General features: G+C 67.5%; 8 protein-coding genes. 3 read left to right on the forward strand and 5 right to left on the reverse strand.

The genetic code is table 11. The features are described from left to right. Window position 1 precedes the first annotated feature (1 nt). Entirely contained in the window at window positions 2–430 is a 429-nt protein-coding gene (locus tag ACFFR3_RS40295) for a hypothetical protein (protein ID WP_345394692.1), read from the reverse strand. A 559-nt stretch (window positions 431–989) separates the two neighbouring features. Here ACFFR3_RS40295 and ACFFR3_RS40300 point away from each other — a divergent pair. Further along, window positions 990–1,502, forward strand: coding sequence for a tetratricopeptide repeat protein (locus ACFFR3_RS40300; protein WP_345394689.1), 513 nt, complete (start codon window positions 990–992; stop codon window positions 1,500–1,502). A 7-nt stretch (window positions 1,503–1,509) separates the two neighbouring features. Here ACFFR3_RS40300 and ACFFR3_RS40305 read toward each other — a convergent pair whose 3' ends face one another. The 4 genes from ACFFR3_RS40305 to ACFFR3_RS40320 are packed head-to-tail and all read right to left on the reverse strand — an operon-like array spanning window position 1,510 to window position 5,019. Beyond that, entirely contained in the window at window positions 1,510–2,526 is a 1,017-nt protein-coding gene (locus ACFFR3_RS40305; RefSeq protein ID WP_345394686.1) for an ABC transporter substrate-binding protein, read from the reverse strand. Continuing rightward, complete coding sequence (locus ACFFR3_RS40310; protein ID WP_345394684.1) at window positions 2,523–3,338, reverse strand: ABC transporter permease; 816 nt, start codon at window positions 3,336–3,338, stop codon at window positions 2,523–2,525. Before ACFFR3_RS40310 ends, ACFFR3_RS40305 begins: the two co-directional genes overlap by 4 nt. Next, the gene (locus tag ACFFR3_RS40315) at window positions 3,335–4,102 is read right to left on the reverse strand and encodes an ABC transporter ATP-binding protein (RefSeq protein WP_345394681.1); all 768 of its coding nucleotides are present in this window, start codon (window positions 4,100–4,102) and stop codon (window positions 3,335–3,337) included. The genes ACFFR3_RS40310 and ACFFR3_RS40315 overlap by 4 nt, the downstream gene beginning before the upstream one ends. Continuing rightward, window positions 4,099–5,019, reverse strand: a complete 921-nt coding sequence (locus ACFFR3_RS40320; protein ID WP_345394678.1) for a DUF6282 family protein — start codon at window positions 5,017–5,019, stop codon at window positions 4,099–4,101. The genes ACFFR3_RS40315 and ACFFR3_RS40320 overlap by 4 nt, the downstream gene beginning before the upstream one ends. A 1,022-nt stretch (window positions 5,020–6,041) precedes the next feature. On the opposite strand from ACFFR3_RS40320, the gene ACFFR3_RS40325 reads away from it, so the two are divergent. Both ACFFR3_RS40325 and ACFFR3_RS40330 read left to right on the forward strand, forming a co-directional pair. Further along, window positions 6,042–6,623, forward strand: a complete 582-nt coding sequence (locus ACFFR3_RS40325) for a hypothetical protein (RefSeq protein ID WP_379484840.1) — start codon at window positions 6,042–6,044, stop codon at window positions 6,621–6,623. Window positions 6,624–6,637: 14 nt separating this feature from the next. Further along, window positions 6,638–7,264 (forward strand): NTF2-like N-terminal transpeptidase domain-containing protein, encoded by a 627-nt coding sequence (locus ACFFR3_RS40330; RefSeq protein WP_364375603.1) that lies wholly within the window; start codon window positions 6,638–6,640, stop codon window positions 7,262–7,264. Window positions 7,265–7,866 lie beyond the last annotated feature (602 nt).

Below are 7,866 nucleotides of genomic sequence, written 5' to 3' on the forward strand. Positions count from 1 at the left end.
CTCACCGCCGCACGGAGGCGACCACCCACGCGACGGCACCGACGGCCGCACCGACCCCGAGCCCGGTCACGAGACTGCTGCCGAAGGCGAAAACCCTGATCAGCACGCCCTCCGCGCCCGGCGAGAGGGCTCCCGCCAGATTCCCGCCCAACGCAGGCGCCTCATCACCGAACGACGCCCCCCACAACACCTGATGAGTCACCCCCAGCAGAACCCCGTAGACACCACCCACCACCAGCAACGCGAGGAACGGCTTCGGCACCCGCCGCACCACCACGACGACCAGCCAGACGACGAGGGGCACGAACACCAGCAGCGCGTTGACGACCGGCCCGACCAGGTCAAGATCATGGGCGACCGCCCTGGGCACACCGAGCGCGGCAAGCCCGGCAATGGCGATCGGCGACAGACCGAGACTCTTGACTCTCATCGAACGGCTCCTAGCGGCGTCTCGAACACCCACCAGACGCTAGGCAGCCCCTCCCCACGCCGTCGTCCACCTCCCGTCCCGTCCACCGAACGACCCTGTACGCCGCGAGTAGCGCCCGCCGTCAACACGAAGATGTACGCCCGTCGATCGCAGCAGTGGCCGAGCACGCCAACGGAGGCGTTTCATCGCGTATGGGAGCCGTTGACTGTTTCGAAGCGGTGTCCGCTCCCAACCGCTTGCTTGCCGGGATCGCGCCGTAAAGTCAACAGCATGACGGCACCGCAGGAAGAGTACGAAGACCTTCACCGCCTGGTCGACCAACTCCGGCCTGACCAGGTGCGCGAAGAGCGCGCGCGGCTCCTCCAACTCGTCCACTCACGCGCCGTAGAACCCGAACTCGGCCCCGACGGTACGCCCACCCTCTTCGGCGCCTATCAAGCCGGCCGAAGCGACGCCTCAGACACACGAGGTTGTGCTGCCACGCCGCCAGCCACGAGTTGACGTACCCGGCCTCGAACTCGGTACTTCCCAAGCCCCATCCACCCCTAGTCTTCTGCCTGTGCTCTTCCAAGAGATCAACGAGCTCATCACGTACGACGACCGCCAGCGCATGATCCCCACCGACCGCGACCGTCTGGCCGCGCTGGTCACCTCAGCCCGCACCGAGAACCCCACCGACTACACCACCCTGCGCGCCCTAGGGGTGGGCCTGCTCGTCCTGGGCGAGCACACCGCCGCGATCGACCACCTCAACCGCGCCCTCGCCCAGGCCGACACCACCCGCAGACGCATAGCGGCCTCACTCAACCTGGCCGACGCCCACCGCTACGCCGGCGACGCGACGACCGCAGAGTCCCTCTGCCGCGCAACGCTCACCCTCGCAAGAGAAGAAGCACCGGAAATGACGTGCTTCTCCCTCCAGCACCTGGGCAAAGCCCTCACCGACCTGAACCGCGACCAGGAGGCCCGCGCGGCACTGCAGGAGGCCCTCGCCATACGCACGGCCAAAGGTGACCCCAACCTGATCGCCAGCACCCAAGCCGCCCTGGAACTCCTGACCCACCGCCCTTAGCAGCAGATCAGGTAGCGTCCGTGCGCAGCGCGGCCGGCACGATCTGCTCGTACGTCGGCAGGTGCTTGACCAGCCCGGTCATCCGGTGAAAGGTGAGGGCCGCCTCGAAGGAGGATCGGGGGAACCCGATGGTTTCGGGAATCTCGGTCCGCATGAGTGCAGGCAGCTCGGTCAGCGCCTTGGGATCGATGCCCTTCAGATAGACGCCCAGCAGCCGGATGATCTCGTCGGGGTCGGCGTCGTGGATGAAGCGCTGGGCGCGGCCGATCGCGTTCTGGAAGGCGGCGACCTCTTTGGGCTTCTTGTCGATGATCCGCTGCGTGGTGAACACGACGCCGTGCGAGGTCCGGTCCAGGCCGGGCACGTCCCCGGCGGCGGGTGAGACGAAGCGTACGCCGATCCCGGCCGCCGCGGCCTGCTGGGCGATCGGCTGGAAGAAGGCGAGCGCGTCGACCCGTCCAGATTTGAGCGCACCCAGGGCGGACGCGGCGGTGCTGCCGAGGTTGACCATTTCGCAGTCCGTATCGGCGTTCATCCCGGTCTTGGCGAACAGGTACGTCACGAGCGCCTCTGTCCCGCTGCCCGGCCCCGTGATGCCGATCTTCTTGCCGCGCAGGGCGCGGATGCGCTGGTCGAGCGGGTCGGACGGGCTCGCGCCCGCGAAGGAGGGACCGACGACGACGTCCACGTAGTAGCGGTCGACCAGGTTGGCCACCAGCCTGCCCTTGTCGTCGATCCTGGCCAGGTTGAACGCGTCCGTCATCACCCCGGCGCCGAGGTCGATGCTGCCCGACTTGAGGGCCGCGGCGACTTTTGCCCCAGTGCCGAGCCGGGGCCGTTCACCGAGCTTGACGCCCTCCTCGGTGAAGTACCCCTGCTGCTCGGCCACGAACAGCGGGAAGAACGCGAGCGAGTTGCTGATCTGCCCGACGTTCAGGACGCCGGGCGGCGTGGTCGAGCTACGCTGCGCGCAACCAGTCACGCACAGCAGGAGCGCGACCAGTAAGGCGAGGCGGCGGGTCACCGCTCCTCCCCCAGCGGCTTCCACCGGCTCGCGCGCCGGTCGAGCAGCCCGACGACCAGGTTCAGCAACGCCGCGATCACGCTCAGCACGACGAGGGTGGCGAACACCCCTGCGGTGTCGAACTGCGCGGCCGCGTCGTTGATCAGGTAGCCAAGCCCTCTGTTGGACGCCACCAGCTCACCGATCACCGCGCCGATGAGCGCGTACGGAATCGCCACCTTCAGCCCCGTGAGCAGCCCCGTCATCGACGAAGGGATGACCACCTTGACCATGATCTCCCGCCGCCTGCCACCCATCAGGCGTACGGCGTCGATGAGCCCCCGATCCACCTCGCGCACGCCCGCCGCGGTGTTGAGGAAGACGAGGAAGAAGACGGTCGCGGCGGCCAGCAGCACCTTCATGTGCATCCCGATGCCGAACCAGACGATGAACAGCGGCGCCAGCGCCACCTTCGGGATGGCGTACAGGGCCATGATGAACGGATCGAGCACCTGGTAGAGCGCCCGCGCGGAGGCCAGTACGAACCCGGTCAAGGCGCCCGCGGCGGCCCCGAGCAGGAAGCCGTACACCACCTCCTGAACGGTGATCCAGGTGTTGGACCACAATGTCCCGTCCTGATGCCACTGGACCAGACGCGTCCAGATATCGCTCGGCCGGCTGGTGAACGTGATGTCGAACCACCGCTCGGCCGTCAGCTCCCACACCACGAGCAGCGCCACCACCAGCAGCGCCCGCAGCGACCACACCGTGGCGGTGCCGCCGTGCCGTCCCCACCAGGCCCTGTCGAGCCGTACGGTCTGGATCGCGGTCATCGGGCACCCTCCCGCAGCGCCGCGGTGAGCTCGCGGTGCAGGGCGACGAACTCGGGGTGTACGCGGAGCTCGTCGGCGTCCCTGGGCCGGGGCAGGTCTACGGGCCGGTCGAGCATGACGCGGCCGACCGGGCCGAGCACCACGACCCGGTCCCCGAGCAGCAGCGCCTCCTCGATGTCGTGGGTCACGAACACCACCGTCTGCCCGCCGTCCGCCCACAACCGCAGCAGCTCGGCCTGCAGCTCGCCGCGGAGCTGGGCGTCGAGGGCGCCGAACGGCTCGTCCATGAGCAGCGTCTCGGGATCGCCCGCCAGCATCCTGGCCAGGCTGACCCGGCGGCGCATCCCGCCGGACAGCTCGCGCGGGTAGTGCCGTTCGAACCCGTCGAGGCCGACCTTCCCGATCAGCTCGGCCGCGCGTTCCCTGCGCCTCTGCGCGGGCACGCCGCCGATCTCCAGGGGCAGCTCGACGTTCCTGAGGACGTTGCGCCAGGGCATGAGGGTGTCGGACTGGGTCAGATAGCCGATGTCGGTACGCGGGCCCGCGACCTGCCTGCCGCGGTACGCGACCGTGCCGGAGGTCGGCGTGGTGAGGCCGGCGAGCAGGTTGAGGATGGTGGACTTGCCGCAGCCGCTGCGGCCGAGCACGGTGACGAAGCTGCCCTCGGCGACCGTGAGGTCGAAGTCGCGCAGCGCCACGATGCCGACCGCGTCCTTGACGAACTGCTTGGCCAGCCCGCTCACCTCGATCACGGTGTCGCTCATCGGGGACCGGCCAGCAGGCGGGAGTTGTCCACGGCCATGGTGCGTACGTCCTTGTCGGTGAAGCCCTCGGCGAGCAGCCGGTCGGCCAGCAGGGCCAGGCCGTCCTCCACGGGCGGGTTGAAGGGCTGGCCGAGGTCGCTGGAGAGCACGGAGTGCCCGGGGCCCACGGTGTCGATGTGGTCGAGCCAGGTCCGCCAGGAGACCTTGCCGGAGTGCGGGGTGGTGAAGCAGCGTTCGAGCAGGGCCCCCTTGGCGGCCAGCGCGCGCTGCCGGTCCACCGCGACCCGCTGCGAGGTGAACTCGGGATGGGTGACCACGATGCGCCGTACGCCCTCTTCGACGGCGGCGCCGACCACCGCGTCGATCTCGTCGGCGCTGAGGTGGCCGGTGGCGAGGGTCAGATCATGCTGCCCGATCAGCCGCAGCACCTGCCTGGTCCGCTCCAGCACCGTCCCGTCCTGCCCCACGACGTCCACGGGGTCGGCCGCCATCCCGGCCTCCCGCAGATCGTCCTGAAGCCTGGCCCACATGGGAGGCGTGGCGCCCTCGGGGTCGCGCGCGGTGCAGGCCCGCTGGTTGGCGCTGTCCACGGTCGGCATCCACACGAACCTGGCGCCGCCCCTGGCGGCGATCTCGACGGCGATGGGATTCATGCCGCCGACCGCGGCATTCAGGGTGATCGCACCGACGGCGTCGACGCCGGGCGCCGCCTTCCGCACCACCTCGGCCCGTTCCGCGGTGGGGACGTAATGGGATTTCAGTACGAAGCCGGCGAGCCCGACCTCGGCGAACCGCTTGGCGAGCGTCAGGTCGTCGATCCGCCTGCGCATCACGTCCGGCGCCACGTGGATGTGGATGTCGTAGGCGTCCGCGACCAGGTCACGGGCTCGTGCGGAGGGCTGGGGGTGATCCGGCATGCGTGTCTCCCACGATCTGCGTTACACAGACCGTTAACAATTTGGCAGACAACCGTCAAGACCGACCGGCCGAACCACGAGCGGCCGATTCCTGCCCGACCCGACCCGTCGGAACTCTGCCCGCACCCGAGCTGCCATAGCCCGCCGACAAAGCGCTAGTCATCCGTGGGCCAATCGCGCCAGGACCGTTCCACGCGTGCGGACTTACATTGTCAACAATCTGCTCTGGCCTCCCGATTCGATCACGCAAGCTCGACCGAGGACGTGCCGGAGCACTCCGCGGGGAGACGTCATTTCCGGCGGCGCAGCATCGTTACGGCAAACCAAAGGACGGTGGGCAGGAGAAGCAGCAGAACGATGAGCCCAGCCGCGACGGCGAGCTCCACATCGCTCCCCAGCCGATCACCGGATCATCTTCACCCACCCTGCGACGCTATCGCTCACGGAGGCCGGCCGGATCGATCACGGTCTCTGCGCTTCCGTGAGAGTCACCCTCGTCCCTGCCGACGCGACCACCGATCGACGCTTCCTGGTCCGGCCATACGGTGCAACCACCCGGCTACCGCTTCGCGGCTCGGTAACGCTTGAGAAGGGCCGTGATCTTGTCGATGTCACGCGCCCCGTTCAGCTCATGAAGCAGATCGTCAGGGCATAACTCGTAGAGGTCACCCCACCACCGACGCGCCCTGTTGTCCCAGATCCGGTACCCGCCGGGAACGCCTCTGGCGACGTAGCGCCTCTTACCCATGGCTCCTCACTTCACGATCCAGCCGTGACCACGAACCCGACCACCACTGGTCATCAGCACGGACCCCGCCTACCGCTTCCAGCTCTTCCTAGCCCCGGACGCATCACGCGTGGTCGCCTGCCTTGGCGTCAGCCGACGTCCCCGCAAGGCACACCACCCCTGACTGAGATCACCCGAGAGCCAAATGCCGCGCCAACGGCAACACGGCCTCGGTCCTGTCAGTGACCGCTTGTATCGTTGCACGGCGTCCGGCGGCGACAGATAAGGAAAGCTCATGGGAGATTGGTTTCAAACGATCGTGGACGTCCAGGCGACTCCTCAGGAGGCGGAGACTCTGGCGGCGGACGTTCGGAGCTGGCTGATCTCCTCAGGAATCGTGTCCGCGGAGCCCACGCACTGCGTCCTAGGCGCCGATGTCGGGCACCCGCCCGGCCCGCGCGCCGAGACAGCGGTAGACCCGTCCGGTTGGAGCGTGCCCTGGCATGACGGCCTCGCCATCACTGTCGGCCGTACCGTCTTCGACGCGGGGCAGGGCGACCCCATGGCCGTTACCTGCCCGCACTGCTCGACGACGACCCACCTGGCCGACGAGCGCTTCGAACTCAAGTACGAGGTATGGGAACCCTTCCGTGAAGTCGTACGAGGCTGGGATGAAGGAGACGACATCGTCATCGCCTGTCCAGCCTGCACGCAGCCGGTCGAACCGACTTCCTGGAGGTGGACCGATGACTACTTCGTACTCGCCTACCTCGGCTTCACGTTCTGGAACTGGCCACCGCTACGCCCGCAGTTCGTCGATGACCTCGCTCGCCACCTCGCCGACCACCGCACCGTACTTCTCGAAGGCAAGCTCTAGCCGGCGCCCCCGAAATGCCCGCATTTTCTCGCCGGCGGCGACGGACAGCGATCCCCATCGCCGTAGCCCTGATTGCCGTCCTCGGTCTGGGCATTGCCGTCTACCTGACGGTACGCACCAAAGGCTCGCCCCAGCAGACGGCGACCGCGTTCCTGACGGCATGGCAGCGCGGCGACCTGTCCGCCATGAAAGCCCAGGTGGTGGAGCCGCCCCGAGACTTCGACGGCATCTACAACGCCTTCACCAAGGGCTCCCAGGCCAAGCGGATAATCATCCAGGACATCCGCGTCCGCCCCAAGGCGTACTTGAATTTCGGGGAGACCGCCACCTACTACGCTTCGTTCACCGTCACCCTCGACGGACCGGTCCCCTACACCTATGACGGACAACTGCAGATCATCGACTTCGATCGCGCCTGGAAGGTGCACTGGTCACCGACGGCGATCCACCCCCAACTACAGGAGGTCGGCTTCAGCGAAGTGCGCCAGATCCGCGTCGTACCTCAACGCGACGGCTCCTCCTGGCTCGTCCTTCTGGAAACACGCGCCAAGGGCGAGCAGGCGGGACGACTTTTCGCCGACGAAGGCCTGAAACTGGCGGCCATCCTGGCCGACTCAGCGCAACCCGGGGTCACTGGATGATCGCCATTGCGAAGACCGGTTCATGGCGCGTCACCACATGCCGCCCTATTTCGCAGAGCAGGTGAACGGGCGCATCCGCCGGACACAGACCAGCAGAGGCGCCAGCCGTACAGGCTTCAGGACGCCGCAGGAGTCCGGTGGGCCGGGGCTGAGGTACGAAGCCCTGGACCTTCGATCGACCCCCGACCATGCAGGGCGGCCGGCCATGCAGTGGTTCGAGCTATTGCTAGAACCAGGCCGGCACCTGTCCGCGTCCCACTGGCTGTCCCCACCAGATGGAGTGCTCATGCCCCTGACCACTGAGACTGCAACCGCCATCGAGCAGCACTTCAGCCGGTACGGAAGACGGCGCCACAGATTGGCACGCCTGTATGGCGACACGGTGAAGGTTCTTCGACGGCGAGTACCGCTGCAAGGCCAAGTGGACAAACAAGTGAACAGCTCCTGAGCTGGATCGCTGTATGGCCGGGTTCCGGGATCGTTGTTCGGCGTAGGTTGTGATCTTCGTAGCGAGCCCGGCCGGACAGACCAGAGAACCTGTCGTTAGCGTCCACGGGAGTGGTGTACGGTTTTGAACCCGTTCGTCACCTTGATGCCCGCGA

It is taken from the genome of Nonomuraea salmonea (assembly GCF_042428605.1).
In the GTDB taxonomy this organism is placed as follows: domain Bacteria; phylum Actinomycetota; class Actinomycetes; order Streptosporangiales; family Streptosporangiaceae; genus Nonomuraea; species Nonomuraea salmonea.

Bases quoted from the DNA above. Each gene is read 5' to 3' on its own strand.
- ACFFR3_RS40295 (WP_345394692.1), bottom strand. From the start codon at position 430: ATGAGAGTCAAGAGTCTCGGTCTGTCGCCGATCGCCATTGCCGGGCTT.
- ACFFR3_RS40310 (WP_345394684.1), bottom strand. From the start codon at position 3,338: ATGACCGCGATCCAGACCGTACGGCTCGACAGGGCCTGGTGGGGACGG.
- ACFFR3_RS40315 (WP_345394681.1), bottom strand. From the start codon at position 4,102: ATGAGCGACACCGTGATCGAGGTGAGCGGGCTGGCCAAGCAGTTCGTC.
- ACFFR3_RS40320 (WP_345394678.1), bottom strand. From the start codon at position 5,019: ATGCCGGATCACCCCCAGCCCTCCGCACGAGCCCGTGACCTGGTCGCG.
- ACFFR3_RS40325 (WP_379484840.1), top strand. From the start codon at position 6,042: ATGGGAGATTGGTTTCAAACGATCGTGGACGTCCAGGCGACTCCTCAG.
- ACFFR3_RS40330 (WP_364375603.1), top strand. From the start codon at position 6,638: ATGCCCGCATTTTCTCGCCGGCGGCGACGGACAGCGATCCCCATCGCC.